Raw genomic sequence first — 24,006 nt, forward strand, 5'->3', positions numbered from 1 at the left:
GGGGGGGAGGGGGTGGCCCCCCCCCCCCCCCGGCTCGCAGGGAGGGTGGTAGGTGGAGAGACGCCCGAAGCGGGCTCCCCGCAAGAGTGTCCCCTCACCCCAACCCTCTCCCCGGAGGGGAGAGGGAGCAAGGGCGAGGGCTGCAGCGCCTTGTCGACCGCGCCACGCCCGTCGAACACGAAGCAGTCGCCTTCCCAATGGCTGCCGTCGGTCTCCTCCAGATATTTCAGGATTCCGCCTTCCAACTGCAGCACTTCGCCCAGGCCTTGCTCGGCCAGGTGCAACGCCGCCTTCTCGCAGCGGATGCCGCCGGTGCAGTAGGACACGATGGCCTTGCCGGCATAGCGCTCGCGATCGGCCAGCACCGCCGCGGGCAGCGCGGTGAAGCTCGGCACGCGGTAGTCGACCGCTCCGGCAAAGCGGCCCACGTCGGTCTCGTAGTCGTTGCGCGTATCCAGCAGCACGACCTCGCGGCCCGCATCGTCATGGCCCTGGTCGAGCCAGCGCTTGAGCGTGGCGGCCTCGACCGCGGGGGCGCGGCCCTGGTGCGGCGCGACGGGCGCGCGCAGGGTGATGATTTCGCGCTTGAGCCGCACGCGCAGCCGTCCGAACGGCACGGCGTCGGAGAGCGACTCCTTCACCGGCAGGCCGGCGAAGCGCGAGTCCTCGCGCAGCCAGGCAAGGAACTCGTCGACGGCATCGCGCCCCCCGGCCAGGAACAGGTTGATGCCTTCCGGCGCGAGCAGCATGGTGCCCTTGAGCGCCAGCGCTTCGGCGCGCGTGCGCAGGGCATCGCGCAACGCGGGCAGGTCCGCGAGCGGGACGAAACGGTAGGCGGCGACGTTGACGATCATGCGGGCAGGATGCGGCGAGCCGACGATTATACCGGCGCCTCGGCGCCGGCCCGCGGCAGGGCCGCCAGCGCGTCGAGCAGGCGATCGACGTGTTCCTCTTCGTGCGCAACGCTCAGCGTGATGCGCAACCGCGCCTGGCCGGCCGGCACCGTCGGTGCGCGGATCGCTGTCACCAGCACGCCGTGCGCCTCCAGTGCCCGTGCGGCCGCGAGCGCGCCGGCGGCGTCGCCCAGCAGCAGCGGCTGGATCGGCGTGTCCGAGGCGGCCAGCGGCAGACCCAGTTGTGTGGCGCCGGCGCGGAAGCGGGCGATCAGCGCAACGAGTTTTTCGCGCCGCCAGCTTTCCGTGCGTGCCAACTGCACCGCCGCAAGCGTGGCGGCGGCCAGCGCCGTCGGCATCGCAGTGGTGTAGACGTAGGTGCGGGCGAACTGGGTCAGGCCCTCGATCAGCTCGGTCGATCCGGCGACGAACGCGCCGTGGGTGCCCAGCGCCTTGCCCAGCGTGGCCATCAGCACCGGCACCTCGTGCGCGCCGAGGCCCGCCTCGGCGACACTGCCGGCGCCCTCGGGACCGAGCACGCCCAGGCCATGCGCATCGTCGACCATCAGCGTGGCGCCCTCGCGCCGGCACGACGCGACCAGCGCACGCAGCGGCGCACGGTCACCGTCCATGCTGAACACGCCGTCGGTGGCGAGCAGCGCGGCCGTGCCGGGTTCGCCGGCCAGCTGGCGCGCCGCGGCGGCGGCATCGCCATGCAGATAACGGCGCAGCGTGGCGCCGGCCAGCATCGCGCCATCCAGCAGGCAGGCATGGTTGAGCTTGTCCTGCACGCACACGTCGCCGCGGCCGAGCAGCGCCTGCAGCACACCGAGGTTGGCCATGTAGCCGGTGGAGAACAGCAGCGCGCGCTCGCGGCCGGTCCACTCGGCCAGCGCTTCCTCCAGCGCGGCATGCTCGCGGCGATGTCCGCAGACCAGGTGCGCGGCGGTGCTGCCCACGCCCTCGTCGTCGGCCACGCGCTTGAACGCGGCGATCAGTTGCGGATGCTGGGCCAGGCCCAGGTAGTCGTTCGAGCAGAAGGTGAGCAGGCGGCGCCCGCTGGCCTCGAGCCAGGGGCCTTCGGCATGCTCGATGGTGCGCGCGCGGCGCAGCAGGTCGGCACGCGCCCGTTCGGACGTCCGCACGGCCAGCCGCTGGATCAGGTCCGCGCGCACGGCGCGTCAGGCCGATTCGAGGATATCGGCGTGCACGGTGCCCGAGCGCTCGACCACCTCGAGCGGATGCAGGTCCAGCCGCGCGAACAGCGCCCGGTCGGCGGCGACGTCGGGGTTGCCGGTGGTCAGCAGCTTCTCGCCGTAGAAGATCGAGTTGGCGCCGGCGTGGAAGCACAGCGCCTGCACCGCCTCGTCCATCTGCTGGCGGCCGGCGGACAGGCGCACCATCGAGGCCGGCATCAGGATGCGCGCCACCGCGATGGTGCGCACGAACTCGAACGGATCGAGCGCTTCGGTGCCGTGCAGCGGCGTGCCCTCGACCTGCACCAATTGGTTGATCGGCACCGACTGCGGATGCTCGGGCAGGTTGGCCAGCGTCTGCAGCAGGCCGGCGCGCTGCCCGCGCGATTCGCCCATGCCGACGATGCCGCCGCAGCAGGTTTTCATGCCTGCATGGCGCACGTGCTCGAGCGTGTCCAGGCGGTCCTGGTACTCGCGCGTGTGGATGATCTGGCCGTAGAACTCCGGCGCGCTGTCGAGGTTGTGGTTGTAGTAGTCCAGCCCGGCCTGCTTGAGGGTGTAGGCCTGTTCGCCGCTCAGCATGCCCAGCGTGGCGCAGGTTTCCAGGCCGAGCGCCTTCACCGCGGAAACGATCTGCGCCACCTTCGCCACGTCGCGGTCCTTCGGGCTGCGCCAGGCCGCGCCCATGCAGAAGCGGCTGGCGCCGGCGTCGCGCGCGGCCTGCGCGCGCTCGAGCACGGCTTCCACGTTCATCAGCTTCTCGGCCTTCACGCCGGTCTGGTAGCGCTGCGCCTGCGGGCAGTAGGCGCAGTCCTCTGGACAGCCGCCGGTCTTGATCGAGAGCAGCGTGGACACCTGCACCGCGTTCGGGTCGTGATGCGCGCGATGGACCGTGTGCGCACGGTGCAGCAGGTCGTTGAACGGCAGCGCGAACAGCGCGGCGACTTCCGCGCGCGTCCAGTCGTGGCGGATGGGGGCGGGAATCATTGGCGGCGGCTCCGCGTGGGGACGCGGCAGTGTGGGAACGGTCCTTTCGCCTGTCAACCTTGTCTGTTTCAGCAAGGTTGACTGACGCACGCGCACGTGGGTCCGCTACCATCGTGCCACCCCACCCCCATGGAGCAAGCCGATGAGCGCAGGTCAGGGCAGCACCGGCAACGTCATCGCCGCGGTGTGCAGTTTCTTCATTCCCGGGCTGGGCCAGTTGGTGCAGGGTCGGCTGCTCAAGGCGGTCATCATGTTCGTGCTCGCCGCGGCGCTGTGGATCGTGTGGCTCGGCTGGATCGTCCACCTGTGGTCGATCCTCGACGCGGCGTTGTACAAGCCGCAAGGCTGAGACCGACACGATGCGCATGGATGCGCTTGCCCGACCACTCGCCCGCCTGCACGCCTGGCTGCTGCCGTGGCGCTGCCTGCTGTGCGACGATGCCGGCGCCGATGGGCTGGACCTGTGCGCGGCCTGCGCGGCGGAACTGCCGCGCAACACGAACTGCTGCACGCGTTGCGCGCTGCCATTGCCGAACCCGACGCCCCTCTGCGGCGCCTGCCAGCGCAAACCGCCGCCGTGGCAGGCGGCGTGGGCGCCGTTCCGCTACGGCTGGCCGCTGGACCGGCTGGAGGCGCGCTACAAGTTCGGCCGCGAGCTGGCCGCCGGACGCACGCTGGGCGCACTGTGGAAAAGCCTACCGCCGCCCGTGCGTCCCGCGCTGATCCTGCCCGTGCCGCTGCATCGGGCGCGGCTGCGCGAGCGCGGCTACAACCAGGCGCTGGAGCTGGCGCGCCCGCTCGGTCGCGCGCTGGGGATTCCGGTGCGGCACGACCTGCTGCAGCGGCCGCGCGCCACCGCGGCGCAGACCGAGCTGGATGCCGCGGCGCGCCGGCGCAACGTACGCGGCGCGTTCGCCGTGCGGGCGGACGCGGCGTTGCCGGCGCACGTGGTCGTGCTGGACGACGTGATGACCACCGGCGCCACGCTGGCCGAATGCGCGCGGGTGCTCAGGCGGGCGGGCGTCGCGCGGGTGGACGTGTGGGCATTGGCGCGGGCGCCGTCACCGCGCGGGCGGTGATGGCGGGCGCCACGGCATCCTGCGAAGGCCTGGGCCTTACTTCACCGCCAGCGCCAGCACGATGCCGATCCACAGCGCCAGGCCGACCCAGTTGTTGTGGCGGAACGCCGCCAGGCAGGCATCGCGCGCGCGGCGGCGGATCAGCCACAGCTGCCAGCCGAACAGCCCGGCGGCGGCGAGCAGGCCCAGCCAGTACGGCCAGCCCAGTTGCGCGCGCTGGCCGACGAACAGCATGGCCAGCAGGAAGGTGCCGATCAGCATGCCGAGGATCGGCAGGTCGGCATCGCCGAACAGGATCGCGGTGGACTTGGCGCCGGCCTTGAGGTCGTCGTCGCGGTCGACCATCGCGTACTCGGTGTCGTAGATCACCGACCACAGGATGTTGCCCAGGAACAGCAGCCAGCCCAGCGGCGGCACCGTGTTGGTCACCGCCGCGAACGCCATCGGGATCGACCAGCCGAAGGCCGCGCCCAGTACCACCTGCGGCAGGTAGGTCCAGCGCTTGGTGAACGGATAGATCGCCGCCAGCGCCGCGCCGGCGAAGGAGAGCTTGACGGTCAGCGCATTGGTCAGCAGCACCAGCAGGAACGAGAACGCGAGCAGCACGCCGAACACGAGCAGCGCCTCGCGCGGGCTGACCCGGCCGCTGGCGATCGGCCGCCCGGCGGTGCGCGCCACTTGCGGGTCGAGCTTGCGGTCGGCGAAGTCGTTGATCGCGCAGCCGGCCGAGCGCATCGCGAACACGCCCAGGGTGAAGATCACCAGCGTGCCCCACGGCGGAAAATCACCGGCGGCCAGCCACAGCGCCCACCAGGTCGGCCACAGCAGCAGCAGCGCGCCGATCGGGCGATCCATGCGGGTGAGCACGAGGTAGTCGGCGGCCTTCTCGCGCCAGCGCGGCGGCAACCGGCGCAGCAGCAGGTCGAGCACGCGGGTGGCGCGGGTGGAACTGTCGGCCGGGCGGACCGGGCGGGCGGCGGGAGCGGCGGGACGCGGCCGCGCCGTGGTCGGCGGCGTGCGGCGCTGGCGCTTGCGGGGAGGAGGGGCCATGCCGCGAGTTTAGCCCGCGCCGACGGGCGGGATTGAGCGGTGCGGCGTGTTCGCCCGATCTTCCGGATGCCCCGGCGGAGGGGGTGAAGGGCGGGCCAGCCGCGAGCCGCGCCCCGCGCCCGGCCCTTTCCTCCCAAATGGTTCGAAGACTCAGGGCGGCGGTGGCGCCAGCGGGTCGTCCTCTTCCAGCGGGCTGCCCAGCGGATCGGTATCGGCATCCCGCGCCGGGCTGGCGTGCCCGGGGTTGCGGATTTCCTCGTCCGGCCGCTGCTGGCCGGGTTGCGCGATCGGCGGTTCCGGATGCTGCGGGTTGTTCGGCATGGCAGGTCTCCGTGGGTGGGTGGAGCCCGAGCGTCGCGCAGGCGCCGTCAAGCGGGTGAGAGCGCGACGAGGCCCGGGGTCGCATCCCGCCGCGAGAGATCCAGCGGGCTCAAGTTGCATGGGGCAGAGGCCGATAAAGCGGGCGAGAGAGCCCGTCGCGACGCGGCGGGCGGTTGAGCAGGCCCCACCGGGAGGCCCCATGTCCGTCGCTGTCGACATCACGCAAGAGGCGCCCGCCGCACTGGCGCGCGCACAGCCGGCGGCTGTGCCTGGGCCTCGATCCGTGGTGCCGTCGGCGCACGCGCGGCTGCTCGACTCGGTCGCCGCCTTCACCCACCACCGCGACATCGACGCGCTCGACCACAGCCTCGCGCTGTCGCTGGCCGAGTTGGCGCCGGCGCGCGAGGTGCTGCTGTGCAAGCGCACGGTCGACGGCCGCCGCATGGACAGCCTGGTGCGCTGCATCGCCGATGGCGGCGGCGGCTTCGTCATGGGTGCGTGCGATCCGGACGAGCACGATCCTTCGCTGCAGCCGGTCTGGCATTGCATGGACAGCCAGCGCAGCCACGTCGAGATCGGCGAGGACGGCTGCCACCGGCTGTACGTGCCGATCCTGCACGAAGGCCGCGCGCTGGGCGCGCTGCAGCTGGAGAGCAGCACGCCGCTGGATGGCGCCCGCGCGCTGGCCGAGGGCTTCGCGCGGATCTATGCCAACTACATCACCCTGCTCAACGAGAGCGAGCGCGACAAGCTCACTGGCCTGTACAACCGGCGCACCTTCGAGCGCCACCTGCAACGGATGTTCCTGCCGCTGGCCGTCGCGCGCCGGGCGCATGATCGCCGCGCACAGGGCCCGGGCGCGCCGGCGGTGTGGCTGGCGATCTTCGACATCGACCACTTCAAGCGCGTCAACGACACCTACGGCCACATCTACGGCGACGAGGTGATCCTGCTGCTGGCCCAGCAGATGCGCGCCTGCTTCCGCCAGGGTGACGTGCTGTTCCGCTTCGGCGGCGAGGAGTTCGTGATCCTGCTGGCCGGCCACGATGAAACCGAGGCGCGCGCCGCGCTGGAGCGTTTCCGCGAGCGCGTGGCCAGCTACCTGTTCCCGCTGGTCGGGCACGTCACCGTCAGCGTGGGCTACGCGCGCGCCGCGCTGGGCGACTATCCCGAGTCGGTCATCGACCGTGCGGACAAGGCGCTGTATTACGCCAAGGAACACGGACGCAACCGCACGCACGGCTACGAGGAACTGCTCGGCCGCGGCGAGCTCGCCTCCGAGGCGGTGAGCGCCGGCAGCATCGACCTGTTCTGAGCGGTGCCTTGGCGCGTCAGTCGCGCGCGAGTCCACAACGCGGCCTTCCGCTTGTTGGGTGCTTTTCCAACGGCGCGTACGCAGATCCCCGCGAGCCCCGACCCCTCACCCCAACCCTCTCCCCGGAGGGGAGAGGGCTTCAGATTGCGTAGGGTCTGCATAGCGCCACAGCCGGCTCCCTCTCCCCTCCGGGGAGGGTTGGGGTGAGGGGGCGGGGCTCGCGGAAATGATGCCTGCGTGCCGCGTACCAGCTTCTCGCCCCCGTCCAGCTCAAGCCAACGCCACCTGCTCGGCCACGAAACGCAGGCTGTCGAAGTTCAGGTTGGCGCCCGACACCACGGCCGCCAGCGCGCCGCTTCCGTCGTACGCCGCCGCCCATTGCCGCAGGCCCGCCAGTGCCAGTGCGCCCGAGGGCTCCGGCACGCAGCGCAACTCCTGGTGGATGTCCCGGATCGCGGCGCAGATCGCGTTCGTGTCCACCCGCACGATGGCGTCGGCATGGCGCCGGCTCAGCGCATAGTTGAGCGCGCCGACCTGCTTGACCGCGGTGCCGTCGGCGAACAGGCCCACCTCCTCCAGTGCCACCGGCGCACCGGCTTCGAACGAGCGCGCCATCGCGTCGGCGTCGGTCGCCTGCACGCCGATCACCCGCACCTGCGGCCGCACCGCCTTGAGCACCGCTGCCATGCCGGCGAGCAGGCCGCCGCCGCCGACCGGCACGAACACCGCATCGAGCGGCCCACGCCATTGCTCGAGCAGCTCCAGCGCGACGGTGGCCTGGCCGGTGATCACCTCCATGTCGTCGAACGGATGCACCAGGCAGGCGCCCGTGCGCGAGGCCAGGAGAGTCGCTTCCGCCTGTGCCTCGCTGTAGCTCGCCCCGGCCAGGCGCAGTTCGACATGCCGGCCGCCCAGCCGGCGCACCGCATCGATCTTCATCCGCGGCGCGCTGCGCGGCATCACCACCGTCGCGGCGATGCCCAGCCGCGCGGCGGCCAGCGCCACGCCCTGCGCATGGTTGCCGGCCGAAGCCGCGACCACGCCGCACGCACGCTCCGCCGCATCCAGCGTGGCCATGCGCTGGTAGGCGCCGCGCAGCTTGAAGGAGAAGGTGGGCTGCAGGTCCTCCCGCTTGAGCAGCACCGGGCGGCCGAGCTGTTCGGACAACTGCGCGGCGACGTCCAGCGGCGTGACGCGCGCCACCTCGTACACCCGCGCGTGGCGCGCGCGCACCAGCAGTTCGGCGGCGCCGGGAAGGTCGCCCTCCGTCACGGCGGCGCCTGTTCCACTTCCAGCACGTCGACCAGCCGGCGCGCCTTCTGCACCAGCCGGCCCAGCGCGGGCGCGTCGCCGCGCACTTCAAGCACCATCCGCGCGATCGATGGATCCTCGGTGACGCGCACGGTGAGCGCGTCGATGTTGCAACTTCGGGTAGCGAACAGCCCGGCCACGCGCAGCAGCGTGCCAGCCTCGTTCTGCAGCAGGATGGACAGCGTGTGCGGCATCGGCGCGTCCCTTTAGAACATCGCGCCGGCCGCGGCCAGCGGCGCGGCGGCTTCGCGCGAGGCGATATGCGGGCCGGTGACCATCTGCGCGTAGCTCGCGCCGGGGCCGACCATCGGATAGACGCAGGCGTCCGGGTCGATCGCCACCTCCAGGAAGGCGGGACCATCGAAGGCAAGGAAGGCGGCAATCGTGTCCTCCAGCGAGGTTCGATCCTCCAGCCGCCGCGCCCAGGCGAAGCCGTCGGCCTGCGCCGCGCGCACGAAGTCGCGACGGTGACCGGGACGGGACGAAGCGGCGAAGCGCCCGCCGTAGTAGAGCCGCTGCCACTGCCGCACCATGCCGTCGCCGCCGTTGTCCAGCACCAGTACCTTCACCGGCAGGCCCAGGCGCGCGATGGTTTCCAGCTCGCCGGCATTCATGCGGATGCTGGTGTCGCCGTCGATGTCGATCACCAGCGCATCCGGTCGCGCCAGTTGCGCGCCGACCGCTGCCGGCAGGCCGAAGCCCATCGTGCCCATCGCGCCGGAGGTCAGCCACTGGCGCGGCTCGCGAAAAGACAGCCACTGCGCCGCCCACATCTGGTGCTGGCCCACGCCGGTGCTGACGATGGCGCGGCCCTGCGCGTGGCGGTCGACCGCCTCGAGCACCGCCTGCGGCTGGATCAGCGCGCTGGCGCGGTCGTACTCCATCGCGTGCTCGCGTTTCAGTTGCGCGAGGTGCGCGTGCCATTCGCCGAGCGCGGGACGCACGCCATGCGCGCGGCCCCAGGCGGTCAACCGTTCCAGCGCGCGCGCCAGCGGGCCGATGTGGTGCCAGTGGACCGGCTTGACCTTGCCCACCTCGCCCGGATCGATGTCGACCTGCGCCAGGAAACGCGCGCGCGGCGCAAAGCGGTCGGGTGCGCCACACACGCGGTCGTCGAAGCGCGCGCCCAACGCGCACAGGAAATCGCAGTCCTCCACCGCGTAGTTGGCGTAGGCGGTCCCGTGCATGCCGAGCATGTGCAGCGCCAGCGGCGCGCGGGTGTCGACCGCGCCGATGCCCATCAGGCTGGTGGTGACCGGCAGGCCGAACGCTTCGGCGAAGGCGCGCAGCGCGGGCGCGGCGCCCGCCGCGACCACGCCGCCGCCGGCGTACAGCAGCGGGCGACGCGCACGCAGCAGCGCCTCGAAGAATGCCGCGCACTCGGCGTCGGACAGCGCGGCCTGCTCGGTCCGGCGCAGCCGCGCGCGGTAGCCGGGCAACGCCAGCTCGCCTTCACCATGGAAGCGCAGCGCGGCGTTCTGCACGTCCTTCGGGCAGTCGACCACCACCGGCCCGGGGCGCCCGCTGCGCGCCAGCATGAAGGCGCTGCGCAGGGTCGCCTCCAGCCGCGCCGGATCGGTGACCAGGAACACGTGCTTGGCGCAGGCGCCCATCAGGTGATGCACCGGCGCCTCCTGGAAGGCGTCGCTGCCCAGGGCCGCCGTGCCGACCTGGCCGCACACCACCACCAGCGGAATCGAGTCGGCCATGCAGTCCTGCACCGGCGTGACCATGTTGGTGGCGCCGGGACCGGAGGTGACGATCGCCACGCCGACCTGGCCCGAGGCGCGCGCGTAGCCGGCCGCCATGAACCCCGCGCCCTGCTCGTTGGCCGGCACCACCAGCGGCATCGGCTCGCGGCCATCCTCGCCGGCATGCGCCGCGTTGTGCCGGTACAGCGCGTCGAACACCGGCAGGATCGCGCCGCCGGCGTAGCCGAACAGCATCTGCACACCCTCGTCGGCAAGCACCTGCACGATCACCTCCGCGCCGGTCAGCGACTGGCCGGCGCGCGGGTGGATCGCAGGTGGGTTCGGCTGGGCGTTCACGATGGGCAACTCCTTGGGTAAGAGACGGTGGAAAGCCCCGCTCTCCGCACCGCGGGAAAGGGGCACGAGCGCACGCGGCGGCGCCGCGTGCTAACCCACCGCCTTGAGCGGCGCCGGCTCCTCCTTCGCCGGCTGCAGCCATGGCATGCGCGCGCGCAGCGCCGCGCCGACCTTCTCGATCGGATGGTCGAGGTCGGCCTGCCTCAGGCGCCGGTAGTTGGGCAGCCCCGCCTGGTGCTCGGCGATCCACTGCCGCGCGAAGGTGCCGTCGCGGATGTCGCCGAGTACCGCGCGCATGCGGTCCTTGGTGCCGGCATCGACCACCCGCGGCCCGCTGACGTAGTCGCCGTACTGCGCGGTCTCGGACACGAATTCGAGCATCTTGGTCAGCCCGCCCTCGTAGAACAGGTCGACGATCAGCTTCAGCTCGTGCATCACCTCGTAGTAGGCGATCTCCGGCTGGTAGCCGGCTTCCACCAGCGTCTCGAAGCCCTTGGTGACCAGCTCGCTGGCGCCGCCGCAGAGCACCGCCTGCTCGCCGAACAGGTCGGTCTCGGTCTCCTCGCGAAAATCGGTCTGGATCAGCAGCGCGCGGCCGCCGCCGATGCCGTCGGCATAGGCGCGCGCCTTGGCCGCGGCCGCGCCGCTGGCATCCTGGTGCACCGCCCACAGGCAAGGCACGCCGCGGCCGCGCGCGTACTCGCTGCGCACCAGCGCGCCGGGACCCTTGGGCGCCACCAGCACCACGTCGATGTCCTTGCGCGGCTCGATCTGGCCGTAGTGCACGTTGAAGCCGTGCGCGAACAAGAGCGTGGCGCCGGGCGCCATGTTCGGTGCGATCGCCTCGCGGTAGAGCGCCGGCTGCGCCATGTCGGGGGTGAGCACGGCGACCAGCGCCGCGCCCTTCACCGCCTCGGCCGGTTCGGCCACGGCGAAGCCCTCGGCCTGCGCGCGCTGCCAGGACGGCCCGCCCTTGCGCAGGCCGAGCACCACGTCATGGCCCGAATCGCGCAGATTGAGCGCATGCGCGCGGCCCTGGCTGCCATAGCCGAGCACGGCGATGCGGGTGTGGGCGAGCGGGTTGGATGCTTGTGTCGTCATGCGATGTTCTCCAAGGTTTGCCCCTCCCATCGGAGGGGTGGAAGTGAGGGGTCAAGCGGTGACGGAGGCAGGCGTGCGCCGCGCCTCCTCGGCGCTGCGTGCCGCGTTCGGGCGGGCGATCCAGGGCAGTGCGGCGTGGGTGGTGGCGCCGTCGGAGGCCGAGCCGACCAGCCGCGCGTACTTGGCCAGGGCGCCGCGGGTGACCTTGGGCGGCGCCGGCTGCCACGGTCGGCTGGCGAGATCGGCGGTGGTGGAGAGCGTGCGTCGGTGCGCATCGATGACGATGGTGTCGCCCTCGCGCAAGCGCGCGATCGGCCCGCCGCGCGCCGCCTCCGGCGCCACGTGGCCGACCATGAAGCCGCGCGTGGCGCCGGAGAAGCGGCCGTCGGTGATCAGCGCCACGCTGTCGCCCAGGCCGCGTCCGATCAGTGCCGCGGTGACGCCGAGCATCTCGCGCATGCCGGGGCCGCCGGCCGGGCCTTCGTTGCGGATCACCACCACGTCGCCGGGCCGGATCGCATCGCCCTGCACGGCGGCAAAGGCGGCTTCCTCGCTCTCGAACACGCACGCGCGGCCCTCGAAGCGCTCGCCCTTGCCGGGAAGCTTCAACACGCAGCCTTCCGGCGCAAGGTTGCCGTAGAGGATCGAGTAGCCGCCGCGTGGTTTGAGCGGCGCGGTCACCGGGTGCACCACCTCCTGCGCCTCGGCGCGCGGCGCGGCGGCCACTTCGGCGAACAGCGAGCGGCCGGTGACGGTGGGCACGTCCTCGAGCATGCCGGCGGCGATCAGCTCCTGTGCCACGCGCGCGCTGCCGCCGGCGCCGAACAGTTCCACCGCGGTGTAGCGGCCGCCGGGGAGCAGGTCGGCGATCACCGGCGTGTGCTCGGCGGCCGGCTGGAAATCCTCCAGCGTCCATGCCACGCCTGCCTCGCGCGCGATCGCCAGCAGGTGCAGCACCGCGTTGGTCGAGCCGGCGGTGGCGGCGACCATGCGCGCGGCGTTGGTCAGCGAGGTGCGCGTGAGCAGCGCGCGCGGCGTGCGGTGGTCGCGCAGGCACTCCATCACCAGTTCGCCGCAGCGGTAGGCCGCCGCGCGCTTGGCCGGGTGCGTGGCGGGAATGTCGTTGAAGCCCAGCGGCGACAGGCCCAGCGTGGAGAGCACCATCGCCATCGTGTTGGCGGTGAACTGCCCGCCGCAGGCGCCGGCGCCGGGGCAGGCGTGGCGCTCAACCGCCGCCAGTTGCGCGTCGTCGATGCGTCCGGCGCCGTGCGCGCCGACCGCCTCGAACACCTGCTGCACGGTGATCGCGTGGCCCTCGTGCTGGCCGTGGTCGATGGTGCCGCCGTAGAGCGCCACGCCGGGGATGTCCAGCCGCGCCAATGCCATAGCCGCGGCGGGGATGGTCTTGTCGCAGCCGCACAGCACCACCATCGCGTCCAGGCAGTGGCCATCGACTGCCAACTCGATGGAATCCGCGATCAGCTCGCGGCTGACCAGCGACGCGCGCATGCCCGGCGTGCCCATGGCGATGCCGTCGGTCACCGCGATGGTGTTAAACTCCACCGGCGTGCCGCCGGCCGCGCGGATGCCCTCGGCCGCCGCCTCCGCCAGCTCGCGCAGGTTGAGGTTGCAGGGCGAGACGTTGGACCAGGTGTGCACCACCGCGACCAGCGGCTTGGCGATGGCGTCGTCGTCCAGGCCGGTGGCGCGCAACATGGCGCGGGCGGGCGCGCGGTCGGGGCCGCGCTTGATCAGGTCACTGCGCATGGAGGTTCCGGGGCATGGTGAGAGGTGCCCCCTGCGTGCCGGGCGGGGAGGCGGGGAGGGTGCAGATCTCCGGCCATGGACACGCAGGGGAGCAAGGGGCGGCCGTTCCTGGCCATTGGCGGGTGGCGTGCGTCATCCGCAGGCCCGCACGCCGGCGAAGAACGCGTGGTGGTTGGCGGCATGGTCGGCCAGCGCCACCTGCACCGCGTCGAGCACTTCGGCGGTACCGGCCTGGCCGCCGAGGTCGCGGCTGCGCGGGCCGTGCTCGAGCACTTCGGCCACTGCCGCTTCCACCGCGCGCGCCTCGGCCTCCAGACCCAGCGAATGGCGCAGCAGCAGCGCGGCGGAGAGGATCGCGCCGAGCGGGTTGGCCACGCCCTGCCTCGCGATGTCCGGAGCCGAGCCGTGGATGGGTTCGTACAGGCCTGCGCCGCCCTCGCCCAGCGACGCCGACGGCAGCAGGCCCAGCGAGCCGGCCAGCGCGGCCGCCTCGTCGGTGAGGATGTCGCCGAACAGGTTCTCGGTGACCACCACGTCGTAGCGCTGCGGCTGGGTCAGCAGCAGCATCGCCATCGAGTCGACCAACTGGTGTTCCAGCCGCACGTCCGGGTACTCGGCGGCCACGCGCGTGACCGTGCTGCGCCACAGGCGCGAGGTCTCCAGCACGTTGGCCTTGTCCACCGAGGTGAGGTGCCTGCGGCGCGCGCGCGCCAGCTCGAACGCGCGCCGCGCCACGCGCTCGACCTCGGCCACGGTGTAGCGGCATTCGTCGGTGGCGGCCTCGTCGCTGCGGGTCTTCGCGCCGAAGTAGGCACCGCCGGTGAGTTCGCGCACGAACAGCACATCCACTTCGTGCAGCCGCTCGTTCTTCAGCGGCGACAGCGCGGCGAGCGCGGGATGCACCGTCAGCGGGCGCAGGTTGGCGTACACGCCCAGCGCGGCGCGCAAGGCCAGCAGGCCCTGTTCCGGACGCACCTTCGCTTCCGGGTCGGACCACTGCGGTCCGCCCACCGCGCCGAGCAGCACCGCATCGGCTTGCCGGCAGGCCTCCAGCGTGGCGGCGGGCAGCGGTTCGCCGGTGGCGTCGATGGCGCAGCCGCCGATCAGGTGGTGGCTGAAGCGGAAGGTGTGGTCGTAGTGCTCGGCCACGGTTTCCAGCACGGCGACCGCGGCGGCGGTGACTTCCGGGCCGACGCCGTCGCCGGGCAGGGTAACGATGTGCGCTTTCATGCGGCCTCCGGGCGGGTCGGGTTCTGATGAGCGTGTTCGTAGTGGTCGATGGCCTGCGACTGGCCGAGCAGGAAGCCGAGCTGGTCGACGCCGTGCAGCAGGCAGTGGCGGGCGAAGGGTTCGAGTGCGAAGCCGATGCGGCCTCCATCGGGGAGTTCGACAAACTCCCCGGCGACGTCGATCGCCAGCTCGATGCCGGGGTGGTCCAGCAGCCAGCGGTGCGCGGGCGCATCGATGACCAGGGCGAGCAGGCCGTTCTTCAGCGCGTTGCTGCGGAAGATGTCCGCGATCTCGCTGCACAGCACGGCGCGGAGCCCGAAATCGAGCAGCGCCCAGGGTGCGTGCTCGCGTGAGGAGCCGCAGCCGAAGTTGCGCCCGGCGACCAGGATCGAGCAGCCCTTTGCCTCCGGCCGGTTGAGCGGGAAGGCGGGGTTGTCGCCGCCGTCGGGCAGGTAGCGCCAGTCGTGGAAGCAGAGCTTCCCCAAGCCTTCGCGCGTGGTGGTGGTGAGGAAGCGCGCCGGGATGATGCGGTCGGTGTCGATGTTCTCGTCCGGCAGCACGGCAGTGCGGGAGCGCAGGCGGGTGATCGGTTTCATCGGGAAGCCTCGCAAGTGACAGCTCCCTCTCCCCCATTACTTATCAAGGATGGGGGAGAGGGTTGGGGTGAGGGGTCGGGGCTCGCGGGGAAGGTGGTTGTGCGATGGCTAGAGACGCGCGCTTGCGCGCGCCGTTTTTGCTTTCGCTCCGTAGCCGATGCGTCGCAAGAGCGGCCCCTCACCCCAGCCCTCTCCCCGGAGGGGAGAGGGAGCGGCGCGCGCTTCGTCGTGACGTTCATGCCGCCACCTCCGCCACCACTTCGCGCGCATCGGCGACAAAGCCGGCCACCGCCGACGCCGCAGCCGTCGCCGGACTGGCCAGCACCGTGCGCGCCCCCTTGCCCTGCCGTCCCTCGAAGTTCCGGTTCGACGTCGACACCACGAGCTGCCCCGGCTGCGCCAGGTCGCCGTTCATCGCGATGCACATCGAACACCCCGGCACGCGCCACTCGGCGCCCGCCGCGCGGAACACCTCGTGCAGCCCTTCCGCCTCGGCCGCACGGCGCACCGCCTCGGACCCCGGCACCACCAGCATGCGCACACCGCTGGCGACGCGCCGCCCGCGCAACACCGCGGCCGCCTCGCGCAGGTCGGGCAGGCGCGAGTTGGTGCAACTGCCGACGAACACCACGTCGACCGGCATGCCGCGCATCGGGCGGCCCGCCTCGGCGCGCATGTAGGCCAGCGCACGTGCCTCGGGTGCGTTGCGCGGCGCAGGGACCGGCGCGTCCAGCGCGATGGCCATGCCCGGATGCGTGCCGTAGGTGACGGTGGGGCGCACCTCGCGCGCGTCGATGCGGATCTCGCGGTCGTAGGCCGCGCCGGCGTCGCTGGCGAGCGCGCGCCAGTACGCCACGGCACGTTCCCACGCCTCGCCCTGCGGCACGCGCGGACGGCCCTGCAGCCAGGCGAAGGTGGTCTCATCCGGCGCGATCAGCCCAGCGCGCGCACCGGCCTCGATCGACATGTTGCACACGGTCATGCGCTCTTCCATCGAGAGCGCCTCGATCGCCGCGCCGCGGTACTCGATGACGTGGCCGGTGCCGCCGTCGACGCCGATGCGGCCGATCACGTGCAGCACCAGGTCCTTGGCGCCCACCCCTGGCGGCAGCGCGCCGTCGATGTGGATCGCCAGCGTCTTCGGCTTGCGCTGCAGCAGGCACTGCGTGGCCAGCACGTGGCCCACCTCGGTGGTGCCGATGCCGAAGGCCAGCGCGCCGAACGCGCCGTGGGTAGAGGTGTGGCTGTCACCGCAGACGATGGTCATGCCCGGCTGCGTGGCGCCGAGTTCCGGACCGATCACGTGCACGATGCCGCGCTCGGCGCTGTCCCAGCCGTGCAGCTCGATGCCGAAGGCGCGGCAGTTCGCCTCCAGTTGCGCCACCTGCGCGCGCGCCTCGGCGCTGGCGTAGGGGCGCTCGCCGTCGGGGCCGGGCGGCAGCGTGGGCGTGGAGTGGTCGAGCGTGGCCAACGTGCGGTCGGGACGGCGCACGGCCAGGCCGCGGCCGCGCAGCTCGTCGAACGCCTGCGGCGAAGTCACCTCGTGCACCAGGTGCAGATCGACGTAGAGCACGGCCGGCGTCTCCGGCGTCTCAGGCACCACCACGTGGGCGTCCCAAAGTTTGTCGAACAGCGTGCGCGGGTTCATGCCATAGCTCCCATGGATGCGGGCTTTTCCTGAGGCGTGCGGCCATGGACGGCTGCGTTTTCCGCGTGGTCATGGACTGCCCGGGTCGACCCGTGGACCCACGTCAGCCAGTTCCAGCGGTCGGCGGTACGCCCGTCGAACAGGCCGAAGAAGGCGTCGCGCAGCGCGCGCGTGACCGGGCCGGGCGTGCCGTCGCCGACGCGCTTGCGGTCGACCGAGCGCACCGGTGTGATCTCGGCGGCGGTGCCGCAAAGGAACACTTCGTCGGCGCTGTAGAGCGCCTCGCGCGGCAGGTCGCGCTCTTCCACCGCCAGGCCCAGCTCCCCGGCCAGGGTGACCACCGTGTCGCGCGTGATGCCGGCCAGGATGCCGGCGCTGGTCGGCGGCGTGAGCAGGCGACCCTTGCGCACCAGGAACAGGTTCTCGCCGGCGCCTTCGCTGAGCAGCCCTTCGTGGCCCAGCGCGATGCCTTCGTCGTAGCCGCCGCGGCGCGCCTCCAGCGCGATCAGCTGGCTGGAGAGGTAGTTGCCGCCGGCCTTGGCCCAGCTGGGGAGGGTGCCCGGCGCCGGCCGCCGCCACGACGACACGCACACGTCGGCGCCGCGCTCGGCCGCATCGCCCAGGTACGCGCCCCAGGGCAGTGCGAGGATCGCCACTTCCACCGGCCCGTCCGCCTGCGGTAGCACGCCGAGCGAGCCGGCGCCGCGGAACACGATCGGCCGCACGTAGGCCGAGCCCATGCCGTTGGCGCGGATCAGCTCCAGGCAGGCGGCGTCGATCTCCGCGGCGGTGTAGCCGACCTCGATGTCGTACACGCGCGCCGATTCGAACAGCCGCCGCGTGTGATCGGCCAGGCGGAAGTACGCCGGCCCCTGGGGCGTCGCGTACACGCGCAGGCCTTCGAACACCGACGAGCCGTAGTGCAGCGCATGCGCGCCGACGTGCACGCTGGCCTGGTCCCAAGGCTTGAGCCGGCCGTTGTGCCAGAGGAAGGGGACGCTCATGCGATGGCTCCTTGCGCGGCGGGTGCGGACGCGCGGCGCGCCTCGGCCTCGCGCGCGATGCGGTTGACGATCGACAGCACCGCCTGCGCGGTGGCCTCGACGATGTCGGTGCTGGCGGCGCGGCCGTGCCAGGTGCGGCCGTCGTGCGCGGCGGTGAGGCGGGCCTCGCCCTGTGCGTCGCTGCCGCTGCCGATCGCGCGCAACTGGAAGCCGGTCAGCTCCAGCGCGCAGGCGCTGGCGCGCTCGATCGCGCGCAGCAGTGCATCGACCGGGCCTTCGCCAATCGCCGCCTCGGCCACCATGCGGCCGTCCTCGTGCTTGAGCCGCACCGAGGCCGAGGCGCTGCCGAGCAGGCTGGCGCTGTGCAGGTGGGCGATCGACCACGGGCCTTGCGCCTCCGGGTCCAGACCCAGCGCCAGCGCGGCCAGGTCCTCGTCGTGGATCTCGCTGCGCCGCGCGGTCAGCGCCTTGAAGCGCTCGAACAGGCCGTCCAGCGCGGCGTCGTCCGGCGTGTGGCCGAGCGCGGCCAGGCGCTGGCGCAGCGCGTGGCGGCCGGAATGCCGGCCCAGCACCAGCGGCGCATCCTCGGCGCCCACGTCCTGCGGCCGCATGATCTCGTAGGTGCCGCGATGCTTGAGCACGCCGTGCTGGTGGATGCCCGACTCGTGCGCGAAGGCGTTGGCGCCGACGATCGCCTTGTTGCGCGGCACCGGCTGGCCGGTGAGTTCGCCGAGCAGCCGCGAGGTGGCGTGCAGCCGCCGCGTGTCGATCCGCGTGCCCACACCGAAGTAGGGCGCGCGCACGCGCAGCGCCATCACGATCTCTTCCAGCGCGGCATTGCCGGCGCGCTCGCCGATGCCGTTGACGGTGCACTCGACCTGCCGCGCGCCGGCGCCGACCGCGGCCAGCGAGTTGGCCACGGCCAGCCCCAGATCGTCGTGGCAATGCGCGGAGAACACCACCGACTCGTCGGGCACGCGCTCGCGCAGGTAGGCGAAGAGCGCGGCTACTTCCGCGGGCGTGGCGTAGCCCACGGTGTCCGGCGCGTTGAGCGTGCCCGCGCCGGCGGCCGCCGCCGCGGCGAACACCTCGGCGAGGAACTCCGGCTCGGTGCGCAGCGCGTCCTCGGCGGAGAATTCCACCTCGTCGCACAGTCCGCGCGCCCGCGTCACCGCCGCCGCCGCGGCCTCCAGCACCTGCGCGCGGCTCATGCCGAGCTTGTGCTCGCGGTGCAGCGGGCTGGTCGAGAGGAACAGATGAACGCGCCCGCGCTGCGCGCCCTCCAGTGCCTGCGCCGCACGCTCGATATCGCCGCGCTGGCAGCGCGCCAGTGCGCACACCGTGCTGCCGCGCACCCGCCGCGCGATCTCCCGCACCGCCGCGAAATCCTCCTCCGACGCCTGCGGGAAGCCAGCTTCCAGCACGTCCACGCCTAGCGCTTCCAGCGATTGTGCGATGCGCAATTTCGCCCTGCGGTCCAGCGCGAAGCCGGGCGCCTGCTCGCCGTCGCGCAAGGTGGTGTCGAAGATCCGCACGCGCGGCGCGTCGGCCTGCAGCGGGTTCGCTCCTGTGGTGTCTGGTTTCATCGCATGAGCTCCGTTGGGTGGAGCCGAGGCAAAAAGAAACCCCGCAACCGTTGCCGGGTGCGGGGTTTCAGGTTTGTCAGGTCGGATTTTTCGTTACCTGGACACGCCTCAGCCCGCACCTCCGTTGGTAATAAGGAGGACGAGTACGAGGGCAAGAAGGAGCTGGCCGCGAAGCGACGCGAGGCCCGCGACCGCCGGGAGGCGATCCATCAGGGCAATGCGACGCTGGCTGTTGCGCTGCGGCATGTCGTCGACCTTAGGCGCGGCCGTGCGGGCGTGTCAAGCACTTTCTTATGACGGTTCGTTCTATGGCGTCACGGCGATCTTTAGACGTCCAGACGTCCGTTGCCTAGTGACCGATGCATCGCGGATCGAGCAGGTGCCCCTTACCCTTACGTGGCGAGGCTATGCGCACGTGGAAAAGGCGACAGCAAGTTCGTATTGAACTATTTCGACGCACGGCTGCGCTTCCGCTTCTCTTGCGATCTCCGGGTTGAGCTTGCGGCTGCCCCCATGGACGAGGATGCCGCGGGCCGGAATGCCTGTTTCCTTTTCGACATGCGCCATGTAGCCCCTGAGCTGTTTGATGTTGTCTTTCGTGGGGCTTCCCTGCTTGCATTCGATGATGACAGGTCGCCCTTGGCGGTCTTCCAGGAGGACATCGGACCGGGTCCGATCCGAGAAGACTCGCTCGCGCACCCGCTCGTTGGGGTGGGGCAGCAGTCCATCCTCCAGCCGGTGCGGGTACGCCGCAATGTAGCCCGAGAGTGCACGCTCGTAATCGAAGTGCGTGAGCAGGCCGACCCAGTTCGACGAATCGTTCATGGCGGCAACCAAATCGGCGACCGGAAGCGAATGAACGCGAGCCAGCGTGGGCCGCAGCTCTCCGGATGACATCCTCGCGTCTCTCGGCAGCTGGACCACCATGTCCCGGTCGTCAGGCCCGACCGTCAAGTCCCACCGGACCAGGATTCGCCTACCCATTTCGCCATGCGGATAGTCCCTGCTTTTGCCGACGAGAGGGTTCCACTGATTGTCGGCCACCTCCGTCGCGGTTACTTGCCCGATCCTGCCGACGCGATGGCCGCGCAGCGCAACGACGATGGTGTCTCCGGGTCGAATGGCCTTGAGCGCCGCGCGAGCGGTAGCCCAGCCGCGTCCGCCTGGGGTAAGCCCTTCCAAGCGATAGCCGTCTTGAGGCGGCCAGCCAATGCCGACGCTTTGGTGTTTGAACCACCGCTGCCACATACCCGGGAATTCGCTTTCAAGGCAAGTCACTTTCCAGAGAGCCAAGGGTCGTCCTCCGCCGGCTAACGGTCGCAAGAAGCTGGGGGCGATACGGCAGCCGCAGCGTCACGATCGCCCTCCAAGCCATTGCTTGAGCATATCGTCCCCCGCTGCCACCGGCGTCGCCTGCGCTGGCCGCGCGAGCATGGTGGCCAGCGAGGGCGGTACCGGAATGGGCCGGCCGAGCAAGGGCTCCAACACGGTTTCGAATTTGGCCGGATGCGCGGTCGCGACGATCGCCCAGGCGCGGCCGCTGGATTTCCGTTCCCGTTCGAACATCGCCAACGCTGTGGCGGTGTGGGGGCAAACGACTTCGTCGTAGTCGTTGGCGTGTCGCAACAGAGTGGCACGAATGGTGGCATCGTCGACGCTTTCGGCGCGCAAGTCCTGGCGCAATGCGTCGTCGTCGCGCCAGCTCCAGCGCAGGCGCTCGAAGTTGCTCGGTGCTCCGACGTCCATCGCGTTGGCAAGGGTCGGTACGGCATCGCGCGGGCGGTAGTCGCCACCGGAGAAGAACTCCGGCAGCGTGGCGTTGGCGTTGCAGGCCAGCCGCACCTCGCCAATCGGCAGGCCGATCGCGCGCGCCCAGACGCAGGCCAGCGCGTTGCCGAGGTTGCCGGTAGGGACGATGAAATCCAGTGGCGTGCCGTGCCTGCGCCACCAGCCCAGCGACGCGTGCGCGTAGTAGCTCATCTGCGGCAGCAGGCGGCCGAGGCTGATGCTGTTGGCCGAGCTCAGCGGGACCTCGCGCTGCAGTTCGGCGTCGTTGAGTGCGGCCTTCACCATGCGCTGGCAGTCGTCGAAACTGCCAGCCACGCGCAGCGCCTGCACGTTGCCGCCGAAGCTGCCCAGCTGGTGCGCCTGACGCGGCGACACGCGGCCGTCCGGGTAGAGGATCGCCACGCGCAGGTTGGCCTGGCCGTGGAAGGCGGCGCCCACCGCGGCGCCGGTGTCGCCGGAGGTGGCGACCAGGATGGTCAACGGCGCCGCGTCGCCGCCGCGCAGGCGGCGCAGGCAGGCGGCGAGGAAGCGCGCGCCGAAATCCTTGAAGGCGGCGGTCGGGCCGTGGAACAGCTCCAGCAGCAAGGCGTCCGGCCGCGCGAGCGGGCGCAGCGGCGCGGCGAAGGTGAAGGCTTCGGCGCAGATCGCCGGCAGTTCCGCGGCCAGCGGATCACTGGCGAAGAAGGGCGCGAGCAGCGTCGTGGCGGTGGTGGGAAGGTCGCCGTGTGGGTCGAAGGCGGCCGGGTCGAGCGTGGGCAGGCGCTCTGGCACGTACAGGCCGCCGTCGGGTGCGAGGCCGGCGGCGATCGCCGCGCCCAGGCCGACCGCCGGCGCGTGGCCGCGCGTGCTGACGTAGCGTGGCGCGCTCATGCGAGCACCTCGGCCGCGGGGCCGTCGATCGGGCCGACCAGCACGTCGCTCGACAGGCCGGCCTCGGCGAAGGCCGCGCGCATGGCCTCGGCGGCGGCGTGTGCGGCGTGCGCGTCCTCGAACCAGCCGAATACGCTGGGACCGGCGCCGGAGATGCTGGCGCCGAGGGCGCCGTGGTCGAGCGCGGCCTGCTGCACGCGGGCGAAGTTCGGCACCAGCGGCGCGCGGCGCGGCTCGACCAGCACGTCCTTCAGGCCTTCGCGCACCAGCGTGGCATCGCCGCGCCAGCAGCCGGCGATCACCTGCGCCAGGTTGGCGCTCTGCACGACGAACTCGTGCAGGGCGTAGGCGCCGGCCAGCGCCGCGCGCGCCCGGCGCGTCTCCAGCACGTGGTGCGGATGCACCAGCGCGCAGTACCAGTGCGCCGGCACCGGGATGCGCACCAGCCGCGTGGCGGTCGCCAGCATCAGCCCGCCGAGCAGCTGCGGTCCGACGTTGTCGCCGTGGCGGCCGCCGCTGGCCACCGCTTCGCCATCCATGGCGTAGCCGTACAGCGCCTCGCGCGGCAGCGGCACGTCCAGCAGCGCGTTGGCGGCGACCAGCGCGGCCACGCAGGAGGCGGCCGAGCCGGCCATGCCCGAGCCCAGCGCGATGCCCTTGTGCAGGGTGAGCTCGAAGCCGTGCTCCAGCCGCAGGGCGGCGCGCAAAGCGATCAACGCGGCACCCGCCGTGTTGCGTTCGGTCTCGAGCGGCAGTCCCGATACCACGCCCTCGATGGCGGCGATGCGCACCACCGGTTCGTCGATGCGCGTCACCTGCGCGCGGTCGCCGGCACCGGCCAGGGTGTGGCCCAGGATGTCGAAGCCCACGCCCACGTTGCCCACGCAGGCGGGGGCGAAGGCGCTGGCGGTGCGGACGGACGACATGGGCGGTTCCTTGATGAGGTTCATGCGCGTGCTCCCTGGGCCTCGGCGATGCGCAGCACGTCGGCGAACACGCCGGCGGCGGTGACCTGCGGCCCGGCGCCGGGACCCTGCACGATCAGCGGATTGTCGCAGTAGCGGGCGGTGCGCAGTTGCACGATGTTGTCGGTGAGCCGGGTGTGCGCGAAGGCATGCTGCGCCGGCAGCGCCTCCAGCCGCACGCGGGCGCGGCCGTGGGCGTCGAGGCTGGCGACGTGGCGCAGCACGCAGCCGGTCGCGCGCGTGCGGGCAAGGCGTTCGGCCAGCGGCTTGTCCAGCTCGGTCAGTTCGTCCCGGCCGAGCCGTTCGAGGAAGGCCTCGGCGGAAAGCGCCGCCAGCGCGGGCGGTACCAGGCTTTCCACCTCGACGTCCTCCAGCGACAGCGGCCAGCCGGCCTCGCGCGCCAGGATCACCAGCTTGCGCGCCACGTCGGTGCCGGAGAGATCCTCGCGCGGATCGGGCTCGGTGTAGCCCTGCGCATGCGCCTCGCGCAGCAGCGCGGAGAACGGCTGCGCGCCGTCGTGGCGGTTGCACAGCCAGGCCAGCGTGCCGGAGAACATGCCGTCGATCGCATGCAGCGTGTCGCCGGTGTCGAGCAGGTCGCGCAGGGTCTGGATCACCGGCAGGCCGGCGCAGACGGTGGCCTCGTAGCGCCAGCGCGCAGGACCGGCCACCACGGCGGCGCGGATCGCCTGCCAGCGGGCGAGTGCGCCGCTGCCGGCGAGCTTGTTGGGCGTGACCACGTGCAGTCCCGCGGCGAGCCAGCCGGCGTAGCGGTCGGCGACCACCTCGCTGGCGCTGCAGTCGACCAGCACCGCCGCGGCGTCGAGTCCGCGCACGTGGGCGGCGAAGGCGTCCAGTTCGGACGGGCGCCAGGTTTGTGCGCCGTCACGGCCGTTGAGCTGCGGATCGTCGCAATCCAGCCACATGCGGTGGCGGGTGGCCACGCCGCGGAGTTCGAGTGCGAGGCCGAGCTGCGCGGTCAGGCGCGTGCGCGCCGCACGCAACTGGTCGAGCAGTGCGCCGCCGACGCGACCAGGGCCGATCACGCCCAGTGCCAGCGTGCGTGCGGCAGGCGAGGCGGCGGCGTGCAGCCGTGGCCTCGAGGATTCGATGGGTGAAGCGAGGACGTCCACGTGAGCCTCCTTGGTTAGAGGCCCCTGGCTCGCGTGACGGTGTCGGTGAGTGCTGCATGCCGGCCCGCCTCGTCGAGGGCGGGGCCGTTGCGTGATGGAACTTATGCGCGCACGGACA

Annotated in this window: 21 protein-coding genes and 1 pseudogene; 3 read left to right on the plus strand and 19 right to left on the minus strand. The window is 71.9% G+C overall.

The features are described from left to right. The 3 genes from AAIL17_RS01010 to bioB form a co-directional block, all read right to left on the minus strand. Positions 1-854: sulfurtransferase (locus AAIL17_RS01010; RefSeq protein WP_424680942.1), on the minus strand; the 854-nt coding region annotated here is incomplete at its 3' end. A 26-nt stretch (positions 855-880) separates the two neighbouring features. Beyond that, entirely contained in the window at positions 881-2,068 is a 1,188-nt protein-coding gene (bioF, locus tag AAIL17_RS01015; protein ID WP_424680943.1) for an 8-amino-7-oxononanoate synthase, read from the minus strand. A 6-nt stretch (positions 2,069-2,074) separates the two neighbouring features. After that, entirely contained in the window at positions 2,075-3,076 is a 1,002-nt protein-coding gene (bioB, locus tag AAIL17_RS01020) for a biotin synthase BioB (protein ID WP_424680944.1), read from the minus strand. Between the two features lie 142 nt (positions 3,077-3,218). Here bioB and AAIL17_RS01025 point away from each other — a divergent pair, with 142 nt between their 5' ends. Beyond that, complete coding sequence (locus AAIL17_RS01025; RefSeq protein WP_424680945.1) at positions 3,219-3,425, plus strand: hypothetical protein; 207 nt, start codon at positions 3,219-3,221, stop codon at positions 3,423-3,425. 16 nt (positions 3,426-3,441) lie between these two features. Beyond that, positions 3,442-4,155, plus strand: coding sequence for a ComF family protein (locus tag AAIL17_RS01030; RefSeq protein WP_424680946.1), 714 nt, complete (start codon positions 3,442-3,444; stop codon positions 4,153-4,155). 36 nt (positions 4,156-4,191) lie between these two features. Here AAIL17_RS01030 and ubiA read toward each other — a convergent pair whose 3' ends face one another. Together ubiA and AAIL17_RS01040 are read right to left on the minus strand one after the other, a co-directional pair. After that, entirely contained in the window at positions 4,192-5,085 is an 894-nt protein-coding gene (gene ubiA, locus AAIL17_RS01035; protein ID WP_424681112.1) for a 4-hydroxybenzoate octaprenyltransferase, read from the minus strand. Positions 5,086-5,355: 270 nt separating this feature from the next. Next, positions 5,356-5,526, minus strand: a complete 171-nt coding sequence (locus AAIL17_RS01040; RefSeq protein WP_424680947.1) for a hypothetical protein — start codon at positions 5,524-5,526, stop codon at positions 5,356-5,358. 199 nt (positions 5,527-5,725) lie between these two features. Here AAIL17_RS01040 and AAIL17_RS01045 point away from each other — a divergent pair, with 199 nt between their 5' ends. After that, positions 5,726-6,841: a GGDEF domain-containing protein gene (locus AAIL17_RS01045; protein WP_424680948.1), complete on the plus strand. Its 1,116-nt coding sequence runs from the start codon at positions 5,726-5,728 to the stop codon at positions 6,839-6,841. A gap of 276 nt (positions 6,842-7,117) precedes the next feature. Here AAIL17_RS01045 and ilvA read toward each other — a convergent pair. The 14 genes and pseudogenes from ilvA to AAIL17_RS01115 form a co-directional block, all read right to left on the minus strand. After that, positions 7,118-8,113: pseudogene (gene ilvA, locus AAIL17_RS01050) on the minus strand (threonine ammonia-lyase, biosynthetic); the annotation flags it as partial. Further along, positions 8,110-8,346 carry an acetolactate synthase small subunit gene (gene ilvN, locus AAIL17_RS01055; protein WP_424680949.1) on the minus strand — a complete coding sequence of 79 codons (237 nt, stop codon included), beginning with the start codon at positions 8,344-8,346 and terminating at the stop codon, positions 8,110-8,112. The pseudogene ilvA and the gene ilvN, both read right to left, overlap by 4 nt. 12 nt (positions 8,347-8,358) lie before the next feature. After that, entirely contained in the window at positions 8,359-10,200 is a 1,842-nt protein-coding gene (gene ilvB, locus AAIL17_RS01060; protein ID WP_424680950.1) for a biosynthetic-type acetolactate synthase large subunit, read from the minus strand. 90 nt (positions 10,201-10,290) lie between these two features. Further along, a complete protein-coding gene (gene ilvC / locus AAIL17_RS01065) occupies positions 10,291-11,301 on the minus strand; it encodes a ketol-acid reductoisomerase (protein WP_424680951.1) in 1,011 nt (336 codons plus the stop codon). A gap of 51 nt (positions 11,302-11,352) precedes the next feature. Beyond that, positions 11,353-13,068 carry a dihydroxy-acid dehydratase gene (locus tag AAIL17_RS01070; protein WP_424680952.1) on the minus strand — a complete coding sequence of 572 codons (1,716 nt, stop codon included), beginning with the start codon at positions 13,066-13,068 and terminating at the stop codon, positions 11,353-11,355. Positions 13,069-13,200: 132 nt separating this feature from the next. Next, positions 13,201-14,298 (minus strand): 3-isopropylmalate dehydrogenase, encoded by a 1,098-nt coding sequence (gene leuB, locus AAIL17_RS01075; protein ID WP_424680953.1) that lies wholly within the window; start codon positions 14,296-14,298, stop codon positions 13,201-13,203. Beyond that, positions 14,295-14,894, minus strand: coding sequence for a 3-isopropylmalate dehydratase small subunit (gene leuD / locus AAIL17_RS01080; protein ID WP_424680954.1), 600 nt, complete (start codon positions 14,892-14,894; stop codon positions 14,295-14,297). The genes leuB and leuD overlap by 4 nt, the downstream gene beginning before the upstream one ends. Positions 14,895-15,129: 235 nt before the next feature. Beyond that, positions 15,130-16,542, minus strand: a complete 1,413-nt coding sequence (gene leuC / locus AAIL17_RS01085; RefSeq protein WP_424680955.1) for a 3-isopropylmalate dehydratase large subunit — start codon at positions 16,540-16,542, stop codon at positions 15,130-15,132. Beyond that, positions 16,539-17,546, minus strand: coding sequence for a branched-chain amino acid transaminase (locus AAIL17_RS01090; RefSeq protein ID WP_424680956.1), 1,008 nt, complete (start codon positions 17,544-17,546; stop codon positions 16,539-16,541). The genes leuC and AAIL17_RS01090 overlap by 4 nt, the downstream gene beginning before the upstream one ends. Further along, the gene (locus AAIL17_RS01095) at positions 17,543-19,132 is read right to left on the minus strand and encodes a 2-isopropylmalate synthase (protein ID WP_424680957.1); all 1,590 of its coding nucleotides are present in this window, start codon (positions 19,130-19,132) and stop codon (positions 17,543-17,545) included. The genes AAIL17_RS01090 and AAIL17_RS01095 overlap by 4 nt, the downstream gene beginning before the upstream one ends. Before the next feature lie 405 nt (positions 19,133-19,537). Further along, positions 19,538-20,425 (minus strand): hypothetical protein, encoded by an 888-nt coding sequence (locus tag AAIL17_RS01100; RefSeq protein ID WP_424680958.1) that lies wholly within the window; start codon positions 20,423-20,425, stop codon positions 19,538-19,540. Positions 20,426-20,485: 60 nt separating this feature from the next. Further along, positions 20,486-21,790 (minus strand): threonine synthase, encoded by a 1,305-nt coding sequence (thrC, locus tag AAIL17_RS01105; RefSeq protein ID WP_424680959.1) that lies wholly within the window; start codon positions 21,788-21,790, stop codon positions 20,486-20,488. After that, the gene (locus AAIL17_RS01110) at positions 21,787-22,716 is read right to left on the minus strand and encodes a homoserine kinase (RefSeq protein ID WP_424680960.1); all 930 of its coding nucleotides are present in this window, start codon (positions 22,714-22,716) and stop codon (positions 21,787-21,789) included. The genes thrC and AAIL17_RS01110 overlap by 4 nt, the downstream gene beginning before the upstream one ends. 20 nt (positions 22,717-22,736) lie before the next feature. Continuing rightward, the gene (locus tag AAIL17_RS01115; protein WP_424680961.1) at positions 22,737-23,888 is read right to left on the minus strand and encodes a homoserine dehydrogenase; all 1,152 of its coding nucleotides are present in this window, start codon (positions 23,886-23,888) and stop codon (positions 22,737-22,739) included. Between the last annotated feature and the right edge of the window lie 118 nt (positions 23,889-24,006).

The sequence above is a fragment of the Frateuria sp. YIM B11624 genome (genome assembly GCF_049727805.1).
Classification (GTDB): Bacteria; Pseudomonadota; Gammaproteobacteria; order Xanthomonadales; family Rhodanobacteraceae; genus Frateuria_A.

Excerpts from the sequence above, each read along its gene's own strand:
- bioB (WP_424680944.1), bottom strand. The coding sequence starts at position 3,076 with ATGATTCCCGCCCCCATCCGCCACGACTGGACGCGCGCGGAAGTCGCC.
- AAIL17_RS01025 (WP_424680945.1), top strand. The coding sequence starts at position 3,219 with ATGAGCGCAGGTCAGGGCAGCACCGGCAACGTCATCGCCGCGGTGTGC.
- AAIL17_RS01030 (WP_424680946.1), top strand. The coding sequence starts at position 3,442 with ATGGATGCGCTTGCCCGACCACTCGCCCGCCTGCACGCCTGGCTGCTG.
- AAIL17_RS01040 (WP_424680947.1), bottom strand. The coding sequence starts at position 5,526 with ATGCCGAACAACCCGCAGCATCCGGAACCGCCGATCGCGCAACCCGGC.
- AAIL17_RS01045 (WP_424680948.1), top strand. The coding sequence starts at position 5,726 with ATGTCCGTCGCTGTCGACATCACGCAAGAGGCGCCCGCCGCACTGGCG.
- ilvN (WP_424680949.1), bottom strand. The coding sequence starts at position 8,346 with ATGCCGCACACGCTGTCCATCCTGCTGCAGAACGAGGCTGGCACGCTG.
- ilvC (WP_424680951.1), bottom strand. The coding sequence starts at position 11,301 with ATGACGACACAAGCATCCAACCCGCTCGCCCACACCCGCATCGCCGTG.
- AAIL17_RS01070 (WP_424680952.1), bottom strand. The coding sequence starts at position 13,068 with ATGCGCAGTGACCTGATCAAGCGCGGCCCCGACCGCGCGCCCGCCCGC.
- leuB (WP_424680953.1), bottom strand. The coding sequence starts at position 14,298 with ATGAAAGCGCACATCGTTACCCTGCCCGGCGACGGCGTCGGCCCGGAA.
- leuD (WP_424680954.1), bottom strand. The coding sequence starts at position 14,894 with ATGAAACCGATCACCCGCCTGCGCTCCCGCACTGCCGTGCTGCCGGAC.
- leuC (WP_424680955.1), bottom strand. The coding sequence starts at position 16,542 with ATGAACCCGCGCACGCTGTTCGACAAACTTTGGGACGCCCACGTGGTG.
- AAIL17_RS01090 (WP_424680956.1), bottom strand. The coding sequence starts at position 17,546 with ATGAGCGTCCCCTTCCTCTGGCACAACGGCCGGCTCAAGCCTTGGGAC.
- AAIL17_RS01095 (WP_424680957.1), bottom strand. The coding sequence starts at position 19,132 with ATGAAACCAGACACCACAGGAGCGAACCCGCTGCAGGCCGACGCGCCG.
- thrC (WP_424680959.1), bottom strand. The coding sequence starts at position 21,790 with ATGAGCGCGCCACGCTACGTCAGCACGCGCGGCCACGCGCCGGCGGTC.
- AAIL17_RS01110 (WP_424680960.1), bottom strand. The coding sequence starts at position 22,716 with ATGTCGTCCGTCCGCACCGCCAGCGCCTTCGCCCCCGCCTGCGTGGGC.